Here is a 15,641-nt window from a genome sequence, read left to right as displayed (position 1 = left end):
GACCATGGGACTCGAAGAAAAGCTGCCGAGCGGTTTCCTGCTGACGACCGTCGAGCAGGCCGCGGGCTGGGTGCGCAAGGCGTCCGTCTTCCCTGCCACGTTCGGCCTCGCCTGCTGCGCCATCGAGATGATGACGACCGGCGCCGGACGCTACGACCTCGCGCGCTTCGGCATGGAGGTCTTCCGCGGATCTCCCCGCCAGGCGGACCTGATGATCGTCGCGGGCCGGGTCAGCCAGAAGATGGCGCCGGTGCTGCGGCAGGTCTATGACCAGATGCCGAACCCCAAGTGGGTTATCTCCATGGGCGTTTGCGCCTCGTCGGGCGGCATGTTCAACAACTACGCGATCGTGCAAGGCGTCGACCACATCGTCCCGGTCGACATCTACCTCCCGGGCTGTCCGCCACGGCCCGAGATGCTGATGGACGCGATCCTCAAGCTCCACCACAAGATCCAGACCTCCAAGCTCGGCGTGAACGCCGAGGAGGCGGCCCGTGAGGCGGAGGAGGCGGCGCTCAAGGCACTGCCCACCATCGAGATGAAGGGCCTGCTGCGGTGAGTGACGCGAACGGCACCAACGGAGCCGACCCGGAGCAGGATCCGGGCGCCTCCAACCTCCCCGGCCCGCGCGGCGAGGGCGAGGAGATCCGCGTCCAGCGCGGCATGTTCGGCGCCGACAACGGCGGCGACACCTCCGGTTACGGCGGCCTGGTCCGCTCGGTCCGCCTGCCGGGCGAGGCGAGCCGGCCCTACGGCGGCTGGTTCGACGAGGTCGCCGACGAGTTGGAGGGCGCCCTGGAGGAACAGGGCCTGCTGCCCGGCAACGCGATCGAGAAGACGATCGTCGACCGCGACGAACTCACCTTCCACATCGAACGCGAGCACCTGGTCCGCGTCGCCCAGACCCTGCGCGACGACCCGGCCCTGCGCTTCGAACTCTGCACCGGCGTCAGCGCGGTCCACTACCTGCACGACAAGGGCCGCGAGCTGCACGCCGTCTACCACCTGCGCTCGATCACCCACAACCGGCTGATCCGCCTCGAAGTCAGCGCCCCGGACAGTGATCCGCACATCCCGTCCCTGGTCCCGGTCTATCCGACCAACGACTGGCACGAGCGCGAGACGTACGACTTCTTCGGGATCGTCTTCGACGGTCACCCGGCCCTGACGCGGATCATGATGCCGGACGACTGGCAGGGCCACCCGCAGCGCAAGGACTACCCCCTCGGCGGCATCGCCGTCGAGTACAAGGGCGCCCAGATCCCGGCTCCGGACCAGCGGAGGTCGTACTCGTGAGCACGCAGTCAGCATCCGCCTCCGCCGCTTCCGCGCGCGAGACCACCGAGGGCACCGTATATACGGTCACCGGTGGCGACTGGGACGAGGTCGTCCAGTCCGCGGCGAAGGCCGACGACGAGCGCATCGTCGTCAACATGGGGCCCCAGCACCCCTCCACGCACGGTGTGCTCCGGCTGATCCTGGAGATCGACGGCGAGACGGTCACCGAGGCCCGCTGCGGCATCGGCTACCTGCACACCGGGATCGAGAAGAACCTCGAGTACCGCACGTGGACGCAGGGCACCACGTTCGTGACGCGCATGGACTATCTGACGTCCTTCTTCAACGAGACCGCCTACTGTCTCGCCGTCGAGAAACTCCTCGGCGTCGAGGACCAGATCACCGAGCGGGCGAAGATCATCCGGGTGCTCCTGATGGAGCTGAACCGGATGTCCTCCCACCTGGTGTGCATCGCCACCGGCGGGATGGAACTCGGCGCCACCACGATCATGATCTACGGATTCCGCGATCGTGAAATGATTCTCGACATCTACGAGCTCATCACGGGCCTGCGGATGAACCACGCGTACATCCGCCCCGGCGGACTCGCCCAGGACCTGCCGCCCGGCGCGGTGGACCAGATCCGCGAGTTCGTGAAGAAGATGAAGAAGAACCTCCCGGAGTACGACAAGCTCGCCACCGGGAACCCCATCTTCAAGGCCCGTATGCAGGACGTCGGTTACCTCGACCTGGCCGGCTGCATGGCCCTCGGCGCCACCGGCCCGATCCTGCGCTCCACCGGCCTGCCGCACGACCTGCGCAAGGCGCAGCCGTACTGCGACTACGAGACGTACGACTTCGACATCCCGACCGCCGACACCTGCGACTCCTACGGCCGCTTCCTCATCCGTCTCGAGGAGATGCGCCAGTCGCTCCGGATCGTCGAGCAGTGTCTGGACCGGCTGCAGCCCGGCCCGGTCATGGTCGCCGACAAGAAGATCGCCTGGCCTGCCCAACTCGCGCTCGGGCCGGACGGGTTGGGTAACTCGCTCGACCACATCAAGCAGATCATGGGCACCTCCATGGAGGCCCTGATCCACCACTTCAAGCTGGTGACCGAAGGCTTCCGCGTGCCGCCGGGACAGGCGTACGCGGCGGTCGAGTCGCCCAAGGGCGAACTCGGGGTGCACGCCGTGTCCGACGGAGGCACCCGCCCCTACCGGGTCCACTTCAGGGACCCGTCCTTCACCAACCTTCAGGCCATGGCGGCGATGTGCGAGGGCGGCCAGGTCGCCGACGTCATCGTCGCCGTCGCGTCCATCGACCCCGTGATGGGAGGCGTCGACCGGTGACCACCAGTTCTTCGGAGCAGGGCGTCAGTCTGGGCATGCCCCAACTGCCCGCGCCCGCCTACCCGGACGACGTCCGGGCCCGGCTGGAGGCCGACGGGCGGGAGATCATCGCCCGCTACCCGGACTCCCGCTCGGCCCTCCTGCCGTTGCTGCATCTCGTGCAGGCGGAGGAGGGTCATGTCACGCGCACAGGGCAGCAGTTCTGCGCGACCCTGCTGGACCTGACGACGGCCGAGGTCGCCGCCGTGGCGACCTTCTACTCCATGTACCGGCGTCGACCGAGCGGTGACTACCAGGTCGGGGTCTGCACCAACACCCTGTGTGCGGTGATGGGCGGCGACGCGATCTTCGAGTCGCTCCAGGAGCACCTGGGCGTCGGCAACGGTGAGACCACCGACGACGGCAAGGTCACCCTGGAGCACATCGAGTGCAACGCGGCCTGCGACTTCGCGCCGGTGGTGATGGTCAACTGGGAGTTCTTCGACAACCAGACCCCGGCCAGCGCCCGCCGCCTCGTCGACGACCTGCGCACGGGCGCTCCGGTGGAGCCCACGCGCGGGGCGCCGATGTGCACCTTCAAGGAGACCGCGCGGATCCTCGCCGGCTTCCCCGACGAGCGGCCAGGGGCCGTCGAGGCGAGCGGCGGTGCGGGACCCGCGTCGCTGGTGGGCCTCCGCCTGGCCAGGGGAGAGACCGCACCCGCGCGCGTGGTCCATCCGCGGGGCTCCTCCGCAGTGCCGCAGGACCAGTCGCCGACGACCGAGCACCTCAGTTCGCACGATGCGCCACAGGACACGTCGGCCTCCGACCCTGCCCACCCGGCGGGGCCTGTCGCCGAGGAGGGGGAGTGATGACCTTGGCACCCGAACTGAAAGACCACAGCCCCGAGAAGCTGCTCGCACCCGTGCTGTCGGCCTTCTGGGACGAGGACGAGTCCTGGACTCTGGACACGTACCGAAGGCACGAGGGATACGAGGGGCTCCGCAAGGCGCTCGCCATGTCGCCGGACGACCTCATCGCGTATGTGAAGGACTCCGGTCTGCGCGGTCGCGGTGGCGCCGGCTTCCCCACCGGAATGAAATGGCAATTCATTCCCCAAGGGGATGGAAAACCGCACTATCTAGTTGTCAACGCCGACGAGTCGGAGCCCGGGACCTGTAAGGACATCCCGCTCCTCTTCGCGAACCCGCACAGCCTCATCGAGGGCATTGTGATCGCGTGCTATGCCATCAGGTCGTCGCATGCCTTCATCTATCTGCGTGGTGAAGTCGTCCCCGTATTGCGGCGGTTGCACGAGGCCGTACGCGAGGCGTACGACGCGGGCTACCTCGGCGAGAACATCCTGGGCAGCGGACTCGACCTCCAGCTCACCGTGCACGCGGGCGCCGGCGCGTACATCTGCGGTGAGGAGACCGCACTGCTCGACTCGCTCGAAGGCCGCCGTGGTCAACCGCGGCTCCGTCCCCCTTTCCCTGCGGTCGCGGGCCTCTATGCGTGCCCGACTGTTGTGAATAACGTCGAGTCGATCGCGTCAGTTCCCGCCATTCTGCAAAAAGGCAAGGAATGGTTCAGGTCGATGGGCAGCGAGAAGTCCCCGGGCTTCACGCTCTACTCGCTCAGCGGCCATGTCACCAGTCCCGGTCAGTACGAGGCGCCGCTCGGCATCACCCTCCGTCAGCTGCTCGACATGAGCGGCGGGATGCGGGCCGGGCACCGCCTCAAGTTCTGGACGCCGGGCGGGTCTTCCACGCCGATGTTCACCGACGAGCACCTCGACGTCCCTCTTGATTACGAAGGCGTGGGTGCCGCGGGTTCCATGCTCGGCACCAAGGCTCTGCAGTGCTTCGACGAGACGACCTGCGTCGTGCGTGCCGTCACCCGCTGGACCGAGTTCTACGCCCACGAATCCTGCGGCAAGTGCACACCGTGCCGCGAAGGGACGTACTGGCTCGTGCAGTTGCTGCGCGACATCGAGGCCGGCAAGGGCTCGATGTCCGACCTCGACAAGCTGAACGACATCGCCGACAACATCAACGGCAAGTCCTTCTGCGCCCTCGGCGACGGCGCCGCCTCGCCGATCTTCTCCTCGCTCAAGTACTTCCGCGAGGAGTACGAGCAGCACATCACGGGCCGGGGCTGCCCCTTCGACCCGGCCAAGTCCACGGCCTGGGCCGACCGCACGGAGGTGAACGCATGACGGTGACCACGAACGCTCCCTCCGGAGGGGGCGAAGCGGCGGTCCCGCCCGAGGATCTCGTCTCGCTGACGATCGACGGCGCCGAGATCAGCGTGCCCAAGGGCACCCTGGTCATCCGCGCCGCCGAGCAACTCGGCATCGAGGTCCCCCGGTTCTGCGACCATCCCCTCCTCGACCCGGTCGGCGCCTGCCGCCAGTGCATCGTCGAGGTCGAGGGCCAGCGCAAGCCGATGGCGTCCTGCACGATCACGTGCACGGACGGCATGGTCGTCAAGACCCAGCTCACCTCGCCGGTCGCGGAGAAGTCCCAGCACGGTGTGATGGAGCTGCTGCTCATCAACCACCCGCTGGACTGCCCGGTCTGCGACAAGGGCGGCGAGTGCCCCCTGCAGAACCAGGCGATGTCCCACGGCAACGCCGAGTCCCGCTTCGAGGGCAAGAAGCGGACCTACGAGAAGCCCGTCCCGATCTCCACCCAGGTCCTCCTGGACCGCGAGCGGTGCGTGCTGTGCGCGCGCTGCACCCGCTTCTCCAACCAGATCGCGGGCGACCCGATGATCGAGATGCTCGAGCGGGGCGCGCTCCAGCAGATCGGCACCGGTGAGGGCGACCCCTTCGAGTCGTACTTCTCCGGGAACACCATCCAGATCTGCCCGGTGGGCGCGCTCACCTCGGCGGCGTACCGATTCCGCTCCCGCCCCTTCGACCTGGTCTCCACGCCCTCCGTGTGCGAGCACTGCTCCGGTGGCTGCGCGACCCGCACCGACCACCGGCGCGGCAAGGTCATGCGGCGCCTGGCGGCTGTCGACCCCGAGGTCAACGAGGAGTGGGTCTGCGACAAGGGGCGCTTCGCCTTCCGGTACGCGCAGCAGCGCGACCGGCTGCAGACGCCCCTCGTACGGAACGCGGACGGGGTCCTGGAGCCCGCGTCCTGGCCGGAGGCCCTGGAGGCCGCCGCCCAGGGCCTGTTGGCGGCACGCGGCCGGACCGGTGTGCTGACCGGCGGCCGCCTCACCATTGAGGACGCCTACGCGTACAGCAAGTTCGCGCGCGTGGCGCTCGACACCAACGACATCGACTTCCGCGCGCGCGTGCACAGCAGCGAGGAGGCCGACTTCCTGGCCGCCCGGGTCGCGGGCCGCGGTCGGGACCTCGACGGCAACGGCGTCACGTACACCTCCCTGGAGAAGGCGCCCGCCGTCCTGCTGGTCGGGTTCGAGTCCGAGGAGGAGGCGCCCGGCGTCTTCCTGCGGCTGCGCAAGGCCTCGCGCAAGCACGGGCAGCGGGTGTTCTCGCTCGCCACCCACGCCACGCGCGGTCTGGAGAAGGCGGGCGGCATCCTGCTGCCGGCCGCTCCCGGCACCGAGACCGAGTGGCTGGACGCGCTCGCGAGCGGGGTCGGCCTTGAGGACGACGGAGCCCGTGCCTCCGAGGCGCTGCGCACCGAGGGCGCCGTGATCGTCGTCGGCGAGCGGCTGGCCGCCGTCGCCGGGGGCCTCACCGCCGCCGTACGGGCCGCGTTCGCGACCGGGTCCCGGCTGGTGTGGATTCCGCGCCGGGCCGGGGAACGGGGTGCGATCGAGGCGGGTGCGCTGCCGTCGCTGCTTCCGGGCGGGCGTCCGGCCACCGACCCACGCGCGCGTGAGGAGGTCGCCGTCGCCTGGGGCGTCGCCGAACTCCCGCACCGCTACGGCCGCGACGCCGGCCAGATCGTCGAGGCCGCCGCCGGTGGTGAACTCCGGGCGCTGCTCGTCGCCGGGGTGGAGCCGGGCGACCTGTCCGACCCGGCACGCGCGCGTGCGGCACTGCACGAAGTCGGCTTCCTGGTGTCGCTCGAACTGCGGCCCAGCGAGGTCACCGAACACGCGGATGTCGTCCTCCCGGTCGCGGCGGCCGCCGAGAAGGCGGGCGCCTTCCTCAACTGGGAGGGCCGGGTCCGCTTCTTCGACGCCGCGCTCAAGCCCGACCAGATGACCCGCACCCTCGCCCCGACCGACGCGCGCGTGCTGCACATGCTGGCCGACGCCATGGACGTACACCTGGGTCTGCCCGATCTGCGCACCACGCGCGCGGAGTTGGACCGGCTGGGTGCCTGGGACGGGCCGCGGGCCAGCGATCCGCTGGAGACCGCGGGTGTGCTGCCCCGGCCGGCCGCCGGGGAGGCCGTGCTCGCCGGGCACCGGTTGCTGCTCGACCAGGGCGCGCTCCAGGAGGGCGACGACGCACTCGCCGGCACCCGGCACGCCGCCCACGCGCGCGTGTCGGCCGCCACGGCCGCCGAGGCGGGCGTCAAGGACGGCGACGCGCTCGCCGTGACCGGCACCTCCGGAACCGTCGAACTCCCGCTGCGGATCACCGAGATGCCCGACCGCGTGGTCTGGCTCCCGCTGAACTCCATCGGCGGGGGCGTCGCCTCCGACACCGGGGCGCTGCCCGGCGCACTCGTCCGCATCGGCCCGGCCACGCTCGCGGGCGAGGCCCCCAAGGAGGTGGAGGCATGAGCCCGTACCCGTACCCGTACCTCGCTGCCGAAGACCTCTCCATGTTCGGCCGCGACCCCTGGTGGCTGGTCGTCGTCAAAGCGGTGTTCTGCTTCGCGTTCCTGATGATCACCGTGCTGTTCTCGATCGTCTGGGAACGCAAGGTCGTCGCCTGGATGCAGCTGCGCATCGGCCCCAACCGGCACGGCCCCTGGGGCATGCTCCAGTCGCTCGCCGACGGCGTGAAGCTGATGCTCAAGGAAGACCTGATCGTCAAGCGCGCGGACAAGCTGATCTACGTCCTCGCGCCGATCATCGCGGCCATCCCGGCCTTCATGGCGATCGCGGTGATCCCCTTCGGGCCCGCCGACAACGAGGTCTCGATCTTCGGCCACCGCACCACGATGCAGCTCACCGACCTGCCGATCGCGATGCTCTACATCCTCGCGGTCGCCTCGGTGGGCATCTACGGCATCGTGCTCGCCGGCTGGAGCTCCGGCTCCACCTACCCGCTGCTCGGCGGCCTGCGCTCCTGCGCCCAGATGATCTCCTACGAGATCGCGATGGGCGCCGCGTTCGCCTCGGTGTTCCTCTACTCCGGGTCGATGTCGACCTCGACGATCGTTGAACAACAGCACGACCGCTGGTACATCATCCTGCTGCCGGTCTCCTTCATCATCTACATCATCACGATGGTCGGCGAGACCAACCGCGCCCCCTTCGACATGCCGGAGTCCGAGGGCGACCTGGTCGGCGGCTTCAACACCGAGTACTCGTCCATCAAGTTCGCGCTGTTCATGCTCGCCGAGTACGTGAACATGGTGACGGTCTCCGCGGTGTCGACCACGCTCTTCCTGGGCGGCTGGCGGGCCCCGTGGCCGATCAGCTCCTTCTGGGAGGGCGCGAACCACGGCTGGTGGCCGATGCTCTGGTTCGTCATCAAGGTCCAGCTGCTGCTGTTCTTCTTCATCTGGCTCCGCGGCACTCTCCCGCGCGTGCGCTACGACCAGTTGATGAAGCTCGGCTGGAAGGTCCTCATCCCGGTCTCCGTGGTCTGGCTGATGCTCGTCGCGACCGTGCGGACCCTGAAGAACGAGAACTACGACTTCGCCGACATCGCCCTCTACATCGGTGGCGGTGTGCTCGTCCTGCTGTTGCTGTCCTTCATCGCGGACATGTTCCGCCAGAAGGCCAAGGACGACGCGCAACTGGCCGAGGAACCCGCCGGGTTCGACGCGATGGCGGGCGGATTCCCCGTACCGCCGCTGCCGGGACAGGAGTTGCCACCGGTGCCTCGACGCCCCTCGCGCCGCGAGCGGGAGTTGATTGTCAGTGGCGGGTCGGACACTGGCAGTGACGGATCTCTGGATGGAAAGGAGGCGTCCGATGGCTGAGGAGCCCAAGGAGACCAAACCCGGTTTCCAGAACCCCGTGGCCGGCTTCGGCGTGACCTTCAAGGCCATGTTCAAGAAGCGGCTGACCGAGCAGTACCCGGAGCAGGAGAAGACCACAGCCCCCCGGTTCCACGGACGGCACCAGCTCAACCGCCATCCGGACGGCCTGGAGAAGTGCGTCGGCTGCGAGCTGTGCGCCTGGGCCTGCCCCGCCGACGCCATCTATGTGGAGGGCGCCGACAACACCGACGAGGAGCGCTACTCGCCGGGCGAGCGGTACGGCCGCGTCTACCAGATCAACTACGCCCGCTGCATCCTGTGCGGCCTGTGCATCGAGGCGTGCCCCACGCGCGCGTTGACGATGACCAACGAGTTCGAGCTGGCCGACACGAGCCGCGCGAACCTCATCTACACCAAGGAACAGCTGCTGGCGGGCCTCGACGACACCATGGTCGACAGTCCGCACGCCATCTACCCGGGGATGGACGAACAGGACTACTACCGGGGCCTGGTGACGGAGGCCGCACCCGGCACGGTGCCCCAAGTGGCCGTCTCCAAGGGCGAGAAGCCCAAGGAAGAGAAGGAAGAGGGGGTGGAGGCATGAGCGCGCAGTTCGCCGCCGCCTACTCCACCTCCACCGGCGAGGCCTTCCAGTTCTGGGTCCTCGGCACGGTCGCGGTGATCGGCGCCCTGTCCACCGTCCTCATGAGGAGGGCGGTGCACAGCGCGCTCTCCCTCGCCGGGACCATGATCATCCTGGCGGTCTTCTATCTCGCCAACGGCGCCTACTTCCTGGGCATCGTGCAGATCGTCGTCTACACGGGCGCGATCATGATGCTGTTCCTCTTCGTGGTGATGCTCGTCGGCGTCACGGCCGCCGACTCCCTGACGGAGACCATCAAGGGCCAGCGCTGGCTGGCCCTTCTCTGTGGGCTCGGCTTCGGCGTCCTGCTGTTCGCGGGCATCGGCAACGCCTCGCTCACGCAGTTCGACGGCCTGAGCACGGCCAACGCCAACGGCAACGTGGAGGGTCTGGCCGCCCTCATCTTCACGAAGTACGTGTTCGCCTTCGAAATCACCGGCGCCCTGCTGATCACGGCCGCCGTCGGCGCCATGGTGCTCACCCACCGCGAACGCACCGAGCGGCCCAAGACCCAGCGCGAGCTGTCCGAACAGCGGGTCCGCGAGGGCAAGCACCTCCCGCCGCTCCCCGCGCCCGGCGTCTACGCCCGGCACAACGCGGTGGACATCGCGGGCCTGCTGCCCGACGGCACCCCGTCCGAGCTCACGGTCAGCAAGACACTCCGTGACCGCGGCCAGATCCGCGATGTGTCCAGCGAGGCGCTCAACGACCTGCGGGCCCTGGAGCAGCGCGCCGAGGAGCGCCTGGAGCGCACCGAGATCGAGCCGGCGAACCTCAAGCGGACCGAGGAGGCGTCGAAGTGAACCCCGTCAACTACCTCTATCTCTCCGCCCTGTTGTTCACGATCGGTGCCACCGGCGTGCTGATCAGGCGGAACGCGATCGTCGTGTTCATGTGCATCGAGCTGATGCTCAACGCCTGCAACCTCGCGTTCGTCACCTTCTCCCGGATGCACGGCAACCTCGACGGTCAGGTCATCGCCTTCTTCACGATGGTCGTCGCCGCCGCGGAGGTCGTGGTCGGGCTCGCGATCATCGTGTCACTGTTCCGTTCCCGCCACTCGGCCTCGGTCGACGACGCCAGCCTGATGAAGCTCTGAGGGGTCGCTGAATCGTGGAGAACCTGATTGCGCTGCTGGTAGCGGCGCCTCTGCTCGGAGCGGTCGTCCTGCTGTGCGGCGGCCGGCGGCTCGATGCCGTCGGCCACTGGATCGGCACGATCCTCTCGTCCGCCTCCTTCGTGATCGGTGTCGTCCTCTTCACCGACCTGCTGGGGAAGAACGCCGAGCACCGGACGCTCATGCAGCACCTGTGGACCTGGGTCCCCGTCGAGGGCTTCCAGGCGGACGTCACCTTCCGCCTCGACCAGCTGTCGATGACCTTCGTCCTGCTGATCACCGGTGTCGGCTCGCTCATCCACCTGTACTCGGTCGGGTACATGGAGCACGACGAGCGCCGCCGCCGCTTCTTCGGCTACCTGAACCTGTTCCTCGCGGCGATGCTGATCCTGGTCCTCGCCGACAACTACCTGCTCCTGTACGTCGGTTGGGAAGGCGTCGGTCTCGCCTCCTACCTGCTGATCGGCTTCTGGCAGCACAAGCCCAGCGCGGCCACCGCCGCGAAGAAGGCCTTCCTGGTCAACCGGGTCGGCGACATGGGCCTGTCGATCGCCATCATGCTGATGTTCACGACGTTCGGGACCTTCGCTTTCGGGCCGGTCCTCAGCCACGTCGGTGACGCCTCCGAGGGCAAGCTCACGGGCATCGCCCTGATGCTGCTGCTCGCCGCCTGCGGCAAGTCCGCCCAGGTGCCGCTGCAGTCCTGGCTCGGCGACGCGATGGAGGGCCCGACCCCGGTCTCGGCCCTCATCCACGCGGCGACCATGGTCACCGCGGGCGTGTACCTGATCGTCCGCTCGGGAGCGATCTTCAACGCGGCGCCGGACGCCCAACTCGTCGTCACCGTCGTCGGCGCCGTCACGCTCCTCTTCGGTGCGATCGTCGGTTGCGCGAAGGACGACATCAAGAAGGCCCTCGCCGGCTCGACCATGTCGCAGATCGGCTACATGGTGCTCGCTGCGGGCCTCGGCCCCATCGGCTACGTCTTCGCGATCATGCACCTGGTGACGCACGGCTTCTTCAAGGCCGGCCTGTTCCTCGGCGCCGGTTCGGTCATGCACGGCATGAACGACGAGGTCGACATGAGGAAGTACGGCGGCCTCAGGAAGTACATGCCGGTCACCTTCATCACCTTCGGCCTCGGCTACCTCGCCATCATCGGCTTCCCGGGCCTGTCCGGCTTCTTCTCCAAGGACAAGATCATCGAGGCGGCCTTCGCGAAGGGCGGCGCCGAGGGCTGGATCCTCGGCGGCGCGGCCCTGCTGGGTGCGGCCATCACGGCGTTCTACATGACGCGCGTGATGCTGATGACCTTCTTCGGTGAGAAGCGCTGGCAGCCCGACGAGAACGGCAACGAGCCGCACCCGCACGAGTCCCCGAAGACGATGACGATCCCGATGATCGTGCTGGCCTTCGGATCGGTCTTCGCCGGCGGCATCTTCGGCATCGGCGACCGCTTCCTGCACTGGCTGGAGCCCATCACCGGCCACGAGGAGGGCAACTCCCCGGTCAGCGCCCTGACGGTCACCCTGGCCACCATGGTGGTCCTCGTCATCGGCGTCGGGATCGCCTGGGCGCAGTACGGCCGCAAGCCGGTCCCGGCCGTCGCCCCGCGCGGGTCGCTGCTCACCCGGGCCGCCCGCCGCGACCTCCTCCAGGACGACTTCAACCACGTCGTCCTGGTGCGCGGCGGCGAACACCTCACCCGCTCCCTGGTCTACGTCGACCACACCCTGGTCGACGGCGTCGTCAACGGCACGGCGGCCTCCATGGGCGGCCTCTCCGGAAGGCTGCGCAAGCTGCAGAACGGCTATGCGCGGTCGTACGCGGTCTCGATGTTCGGCGGTGCGGCCATCCTCGTCGCCGCGACCCTGCTGATGAGGGCGGTCTGATACCGATGTCCTTTCCCCTCCTGACAGCGACGGCGGCGCTCCCGGCCCTCGGGGCGGTGGCCACGGCCGCCGTCCCGGCCGCGCAGCGCACCGCCGCGAAATGGCTGGCGCTGCTGGTCTCGTTGGCGACGCTCGCGCTGGGCATCACCGTCCTGGTGCGCTTCGATCCGGGCGGCGACCGCTACCAACTCACCGAGTCCCACGCCTGGATCGCCGACTTCGGGGTCCGCTACGAGCTGGGTGTGGACGGCATCGCGGTCGCGCTCCTCGCGCTGACCGCCCTGCTGATCCCGTTCGTGATCCTGGCCGGTTGGCACGACGCCGACCCCCTGGAGACGGGCAACAAGCGCTGGCGGCCCACCCAGGGCTTCTTCGCTCTCATCCTTGCGGTGGAGGCGATGGTGATCATCTCCTTCGAGGCCACCGACGTCTTCCTCTTCTACATCTTCTTCGAAGCCATGCTGATCCCGATGTACTTCCTCATCGGCGGCTTCGGGGACAGCGCGCACGAGCACGGCGACGAGGCGGCGGCCACCCAACGGTCGTACGCGGCGGTCAAGTTCCTGCTCTACAACCTGGTCGGCGGGCTCATCATGCTGGCGGCCGTGATCGGCCTCTACGTAGTGGCCGGGAACTTCTCGCTCGCGGAGATCGCGCAGGCGCGGGCCAACGGTTCGCTGCACATGGCGACCAGCACCGAACGCTGGCTGTTCCTGGGCTTCTTCTTCGCCTTCGCGGTGAAGGCGCCCCTGTGGCCGCTGCACACCTGGCTGCCCAACGCGATGGGCGAGGCCACGGCGCCGGTCGCCGTACTGATCACGGCGGTTGTCGACAAGGTCGGCACCTTCGCGATGCTCCGCTTCTGCCTCCAGCTGTTCCCGAACGCCAGCAAGTGGGCCACGCCCGTCATCCTCGTCCTCGCCGTGATCAGCATCATCTACGGCGCGCTGCTCGCGGTCGGGCAGCGGGACATCAAGCGGCTGGTGGCGTACGCGTCGATCTCGCACTTCGGGTTCATCGTGCTGGGCATCTTCGCGATGACCAGCCAGGGGCAGTCCGGCGCGACGCTCTACATGGTCAACCACGGTATTTCCACGGCCGCGTTGATGCTCGTCGCCGGGTTCCTGATCTCGCGGCGCGGCTCGCGTCTGATCGCCGACTACGGAGGGGTGCAGAAAGTCGCCCCGGTGCTCGCGGGCACCTTCCTGATCGGCGGTCTGGCCACGCTGTCGCTGCCGGGACTCGCGCCCTTCGTGAGTGAGTTCCTGGTCCTGGTCGGCACGTTCTCGCGCTACCCGGCGATCGGGATCATCGCCACCTTCGGCATCGTCCTCGCCGCGCTGTACACCCTCGTCCTCTACCAGCGGACGATGACCGGCCCGGTGAAGCCCGAGGTGGCCTCGATGCCGGACCTGCGACCGCGTGAACTCCTGGTCGTCGCCCCGCTGATCGTGCTGCTGGTCTTCCTGGGCGTCTACCCGAAGCCCGTCACGGACATCGTGAACCCGTCGGTCAAGCAGACCTTGTCCGACGTGCACAAGAAGGATCCCAAGCCCTCGGTGGAGGCGGCCAAGTGAGCGCAACAGCCGTCCACAGCCTGTGGACAACGGCGGCAACCGCAGCCGACCCGATCTCGAAGATCGACGCCCCGAAGATCGAGTACTGGCAATTGTCGCCGACCTTGGTCATCCTCGGCGCGGCGCTCATCGGGGTGCTGGTCGAGGCGTTCGTCCCGCGCAGAGCCCGTTACCTCACCCAGGTGCTCGTGTCCGCCCTGGCTCTGATCCTCGGCTTCGTGGCAGTGGTGGTGCTCGCGGCCCAGGGGTACGGCACCACCAAGGCGCACATCGCGGCGATGGGCGCGATCGCGGTCGACGGGCCGTCCCTGTTCCTGCAGGGCGTGATCCTGCTGTCCGGACTGGTCGGCCTGTTCACCTTCGCGGAACGCCGACTCGACCCCGAGGCACACGGCAACCGCGTCGACTCGTTCGCCGCGCAGGGCGCGTCCGTGCCCGGCAGCGACAGCGAGAAGGCGGCGGTCAAGGCCGGGTTCACCACCACGGAGGTCTTCCCGCTCCTGCTCTTCGCGGTCGCCGGCATGCTCGTCTTCCCGTCCGCCAACGACCTGTTGACCCTGTTCGTGGCCCTGGAAGTCTTCTCGCTCCCGCTCTACCTCCTGTGCGCCCTGGCCCGCCGCAAGCGGCTCCTGTCGCAGGAGGCCGCGGTCAAGTACTTCCTCCTAGGCGCCTTCGCCTCCGCGTTCACCCTGTTCGGCATCGCGCTGCTCTACGGCTACGCGGGCTCGATGTCGTACTCCACGATCTCCCAGGTCGTCGACGGCTCGATCACCAACATCAACCCGGCCCTCGCCGACACCATGGGCAACGACGCGCTGCTGCTCATCGGCGGCGCGATGATCGTCATGGGGCTGCTGTTCAAGGTGGGCGCGGTCCCGTTCCACATGTGGACGCCCGACGTCTACCAGGGCGCACCGACCCCGGTCACCGGCTTCATGGCGGCGGCGACCAAGGTGGCCGCCTTCGGAGCGCTGCTTCGCCTCCTCTACGTCGTGCTGCCGGGCCTGCGCTGGGACTGGCGGCCCGTCATGTGGGGCGTGGCGATCATCACGATGCTGGGCGGCGCTATCGTCGCGATCACCCAGACCGACATCAAGCGGCTGCTGGCCTACTCGTCGATCGCGCACGCGGGCTTCATCCTCGCGGGTGTCATCGCGACCACCAGGGACGGCGTCTCGTCCGTGCTCTTCTACCTGGGCGCGTACTCGTTCGTGACGATCGGCGCGTTCGCGGTCGTCACCCTCGTACGGGACGCCGGTGGCGAGGCGACGCACCTGTCCAAGTGGGCGGGGCTCGGGCGCAGGTCGCCGCTGGTCGCGGCCGTGTTCGCGGTGTTCCTGCTGTCCTTCGCGGGCATTCCGCTGACGGCCGGCTTCGCCGGGAAGTTCGCCGTGTTCAAGGCGGCGGCGGCCGGCGGCGCGGCGCCGCTGGTCGTGGTCGGTGTGCTCTCCTCCGCCATCGCGGCGTTCTTCTACATCCGCGTGATCGTGCTCATGTTCTTCAGCGAGCCGCGGCCCGACGGTCCCACCGTCGCGGTGCCGTCCCTGCTGACCATGGCGACGATCGGGGTGGCCGTGGCGGCCACGCTCGTCCTCGGTGTGGCCCCGCAGTACTTCCTGGACCTGGCCAACCAGGCCGGGGTGTTCGTGCGCTGAACGCAGGCCGAAGGCCCCGGTTCCCTTCGCGGGAGCCGGGGCCTTCGCGTGCGTGC

General features: G+C 68.5%; 13 protein-coding genes. All 13 read left to right on the top strand.

The window, feature by feature from the left end; genetic code table 11:
- Positions 1 to 4: 4 nt before the first annotated feature.
- From OG504_RS23385 to nuoN, 13 genes are read left to right on the top strand one after another with little or no spacing between them, the layout of a single operon-like run.
- A complete protein-coding gene (locus OG504_RS23385) occupies positions 5 to 559 on the top strand; it encodes an NADH-quinone oxidoreductase subunit B family protein (RefSeq protein ID WP_023547484.1) in 555 nt (184 codons plus the stop codon).
- Positions 556 to 1,296, top strand: a complete 741-nt coding sequence (locus tag OG504_RS23380) for an NADH-quinone oxidoreductase subunit C (RefSeq protein ID WP_405991563.1) — start codon at positions 556 to 558, stop codon at positions 1,294 to 1,296. The genes OG504_RS23385 and OG504_RS23380 overlap by 4 nt, the downstream gene beginning before the upstream one ends.
- Positions 1,293 to 2,630, top strand: coding sequence for an NADH-quinone oxidoreductase subunit D (locus tag OG504_RS23375; RefSeq protein ID WP_318018119.1), 1,338 nt, complete (start codon positions 1,293 to 1,295; stop codon positions 2,628 to 2,630). Before OG504_RS23380 ends, OG504_RS23375 begins: the two co-directional genes overlap by 4 nt.
- The gene (nuoE, locus tag OG504_RS23370; protein ID WP_405991562.1) at positions 2,627 to 3,481 is read left to right on the top strand and encodes an NADH-quinone oxidoreductase subunit NuoE; all 855 of its coding nucleotides are present in this window, start codon (positions 2,627 to 2,629) and stop codon (positions 3,479 to 3,481) included. The genes OG504_RS23375 and nuoE overlap by 4 nt, the downstream gene beginning before the upstream one ends.
- Positions 3,481 to 4,827 carry an NADH-quinone oxidoreductase subunit NuoF gene (nuoF, locus tag OG504_RS23365; protein ID WP_405842988.1) on the top strand — a complete coding sequence of 449 codons (1,347 nt, stop codon included), beginning with the start codon at positions 3,481 to 3,483 and terminating at the stop codon, positions 4,825 to 4,827. The genes nuoE and nuoF overlap by 1 nt, the downstream gene beginning before the upstream one ends.
- The gene (locus OG504_RS23360; RefSeq protein WP_405991561.1) at positions 4,824 to 7,328 is read left to right on the top strand and encodes an NADH-quinone oxidoreductase subunit G; all 2,505 of its coding nucleotides are present in this window, start codon (positions 4,824 to 4,826) and stop codon (positions 7,326 to 7,328) included. The genes nuoF and OG504_RS23360 overlap by 4 nt, the downstream gene beginning before the upstream one ends.
- Positions 7,325 to 8,701 (top strand): NADH-quinone oxidoreductase subunit NuoH, encoded by a 1,377-nt coding sequence (nuoH, locus tag OG504_RS23355; protein WP_405991560.1) that lies wholly within the window; start codon positions 7,325 to 7,327, stop codon positions 8,699 to 8,701. The genes OG504_RS23360 and nuoH overlap by 4 nt, the downstream gene beginning before the upstream one ends.
- Positions 8,694 to 9,305, top strand: coding sequence for an NADH-quinone oxidoreductase subunit NuoI (gene nuoI, locus OG504_RS23350; protein WP_405991559.1), 612 nt, complete (start codon positions 8,694 to 8,696; stop codon positions 9,303 to 9,305). The genes nuoH and nuoI overlap by 8 nt, the downstream gene beginning before the upstream one ends.
- The gene (locus tag OG504_RS23345) at positions 9,302 to 10,147 is read left to right on the top strand and encodes an NADH-quinone oxidoreductase subunit J (protein WP_405991558.1); all 846 of its coding nucleotides are present in this window, start codon (positions 9,302 to 9,304) and stop codon (positions 10,145 to 10,147) included. The genes nuoI and OG504_RS23345 overlap by 4 nt, the downstream gene beginning before the upstream one ends.
- Positions 10,144 to 10,443 carry an NADH-quinone oxidoreductase subunit NuoK gene (nuoK, locus tag OG504_RS23340; RefSeq protein WP_016437642.1) on the top strand — a complete coding sequence of 100 codons (300 nt, stop codon included), beginning with the start codon at positions 10,144 to 10,146 and terminating at the stop codon, positions 10,441 to 10,443. The genes OG504_RS23345 and nuoK overlap by 4 nt, the downstream gene beginning before the upstream one ends.
- A gap of 14 nt (positions 10,444 to 10,457) precedes the next feature.
- Positions 10,458 to 12,353 (top strand): NADH-quinone oxidoreductase subunit L, encoded by a 1,896-nt coding sequence (nuoL, locus tag OG504_RS23335; protein WP_405991557.1) that lies wholly within the window; start codon positions 10,458 to 10,460, stop codon positions 12,351 to 12,353.
- 5 nt (positions 12,354 to 12,358) lie between these two features.
- Entirely contained in the window at positions 12,359 to 13,930 is a 1,572-nt protein-coding gene (locus OG504_RS23330) for an NADH-quinone oxidoreductase subunit M (RefSeq protein WP_405991556.1), read from the top strand.
- A complete protein-coding gene (gene nuoN, locus OG504_RS23325) occupies positions 13,927 to 15,585 on the top strand; it encodes an NADH-quinone oxidoreductase subunit NuoN (RefSeq protein ID WP_405991555.1) in 1,659 nt (552 codons plus the stop codon). The genes OG504_RS23330 and nuoN overlap by 4 nt, the downstream gene beginning before the upstream one ends.
- Positions 15,586 to 15,641 lie beyond the last annotated feature (56 nt).

This window comes from Streptomyces sp. NBC_00986, from assembly GCF_045162565.1.
In the GTDB taxonomy this organism is placed as follows: domain Bacteria; phylum Actinomycetota; class Actinomycetes; order Streptomycetales; family Streptomycetaceae; genus Streptomyces.
Note: the sequence above shows the minus strand (reverse complement) of the source record. Positions and strands in the feature narration are given on the sequence as shown.

Excerpts from the sequence above, each read along its gene's own strand:
- nuoI (WP_405991559.1), top strand. The coding sequence starts at position 8,694 with ATGGCTGAGGAGCCCAAGGAGACCAAACCCGGTTTCCAGAACCCCGTG.
- nuoF (WP_405842988.1), top strand. The coding sequence starts at position 3,481 with ATGACCTTGGCACCCGAACTGAAAGACCACAGCCCCGAGAAGCTGCTC.
- OG504_RS23385 (WP_023547484.1), top strand. The coding sequence starts at position 5 with ATGGGACTCGAAGAAAAGCTGCCGAGCGGTTTCCTGCTGACGACCGTC.
- OG504_RS23360 (WP_405991561.1), top strand. The coding sequence starts at position 4,824 with ATGACGGTGACCACGAACGCTCCCTCCGGAGGGGGCGAAGCGGCGGTC.
- OG504_RS23345 (WP_405991558.1), top strand. The coding sequence starts at position 9,302 with ATGAGCGCGCAGTTCGCCGCCGCCTACTCCACCTCCACCGGCGAGGCC.
- nuoH (WP_405991560.1), top strand. The coding sequence starts at position 7,325 with ATGAGCCCGTACCCGTACCCGTACCTCGCTGCCGAAGACCTCTCCATG.
- OG504_RS23330 (WP_405991556.1), top strand. The coding sequence starts at position 12,359 with ATGTCCTTTCCCCTCCTGACAGCGACGGCGGCGCTCCCGGCCCTCGGG.